Here is a 1,499-nt window from a genome sequence, read left to right as displayed (position 1 = left end):
CCGCGCATGATCATCTGGCGGCATCGGTCCTCGTGCCGGTTGGTGATGTCGGGTTCGTGCAGCTGCCGACGTCGACCACTCAGATCCCGACCATCACGCTCGACGACTACCGATTCGACGAGCTCGATGAGGGCGGGTTCCTGGTCTACGACCCGGCCGGCGTGCCGATCCAGGAAGAGGCGTTCGAGAACGAGGACGTCGCCTACGACGCCGCCCGTGAACATTTCGCAGCCTCGCGTGGCAAGACGCTCGAAGAGCTGGATGCGGACGAGGCGGCAGCCGGTGCAGGCGACCTCGCGGCGGTGCCAGAAGACTGGCGGAGCCTCCACCATACGCAGCGCCGCGCCCTAGCGCAGAAGATCAAGGGAAAGCCGGTCGCCAACACCGCTGAGGCGGACGAGGTGATCGAAGAGTACGTCACCCGGCCTCGGTGAGCGTCATTTTGATGCCGACGGCGTTAGGACGGCTGTTCTTCCGTCGTCACTTCCTCGGCGTTTGCTGTGGCGTCGTCCTCATCATCGTCGCTCAGCGCGCCCTCGATCTCGTCCGCCAAGTCTTCGAGCTGCTCTTCAGTGGCCTGCACGCGCATGATCTGACCGTCGTCGGTCTCCAGGGTGATCTGAAAGCCTCCTTCGACGTCGTCGATGAGGGTGCGAACGAGCTTCTTCGCGCGCGTCATGGCTGTTCTCCGATGTCAGGGGATATAGGCAACGCGCCGCTTCATCGATCGACACACGTGCGGGCTGCGGCATGAGCGTCACTGTCATCACTCCAGCTGTGTCGAAGCGCCTGACGACGGTCCAGAACGTCCGTAGCGACCTGAGTCTCGCTGAAACATCGCCGGCTACGGCGCAGATCGAACGTTGGATTGATCAGGCGTCCGCTCGCGCCGCTTCTTTCTGCCGACGTACCTTTGGCCGCGAAACGGTGCGCGAGCGGTTCGAGCTCTGCCACGGCAGGATCGACGACACTCGGTCGGGCCTCCTGCTGTCGCGCTCGCCCGTTGTCTCGATCGCCTCGGTGCGGATCGACGGTGTTCAGCAAGACGCAGACACCTATGAGTGCGACGGACGTCTGCTCTATCGGCTCGATGGCTCGGATCGGCGATGCTGGTACGGTAGGATCGTCATCGTCGAGTACGAGGCAGGCTGGCTCTTGCCTGGCGAGAGCCGTGGCAACCCGCCCACGACCGCTGCGCCGGATCTCCCGGCCGACCTTGAGCGAGCCGTCATCCAGCTCGTGGGTGCGGCTCTCTCGGCCGGCTCTCGCGACATGATGGTGAAGTCGGAGCAAGTGGAAGGCGTCGGCCAGACGGACTGGTATGTGCAGGGCACGAATGCGTCTCTGCCGCATCCAGAGGCCGAGGCCACTCTGTCCGAGTATCGCAGGCTGCATTTCGCATGACGCCGCAGCAAGCCATCGCGCAGCTCGACCGACAGATCGCCGCGAATGGGCAGGGGGCAAAGCTCGAGCGACTATCTCCAGCGGCTTCCGCTGAC

General features: G+C 64.2%; 3 protein-coding genes. 2 read left to right on the top strand and 1 reads right to left on the bottom strand.

Translation table 11 applies throughout. The annotated features are described in order from the left end of the window. A partial coding sequence (locus MGN01_RS23220) for a hypothetical protein (RefSeq protein ID WP_210246106.1) occupies positions 1–434 on the top strand: 434 nt, incomplete at its 5' end. 23 nt (positions 435–457) lie between these two features. Here the strand turns inward: MGN01_RS23220 and MGN01_RS23215 are convergent. Next, entirely contained in the window at positions 458–679 is a 222-nt protein-coding gene (locus tag MGN01_RS23215) for a hypothetical protein (protein ID WP_147049150.1), read from the bottom strand. A gap of 71 nt (positions 680–750) precedes the next feature. On the opposite strand from MGN01_RS23215, the gene MGN01_RS23210 reads away from it, so the two are divergent. Next, positions 751–1,404: a hypothetical protein gene (locus MGN01_RS23210; RefSeq protein ID WP_147049149.1), complete on the top strand. Its 654-nt coding sequence runs from the start codon at positions 751–753 to the stop codon at positions 1,402–1,404. The last annotated feature ends 95 nt before the right edge of the window (positions 1,405–1,499 follow it).

The organism is Methylobacterium gnaphalii, from assembly GCF_007992215.1.
GTDB classification, from domain to species: Bacteria; Pseudomonadota; Alphaproteobacteria; order Rhizobiales; family Beijerinckiaceae; genus Methylobacterium; species Methylobacterium gnaphalii.
The sequence above is the reverse complement of the archived record's forward strand: the minus strand, read 5'-3'. Positions and strand labels throughout refer to the sequence as shown.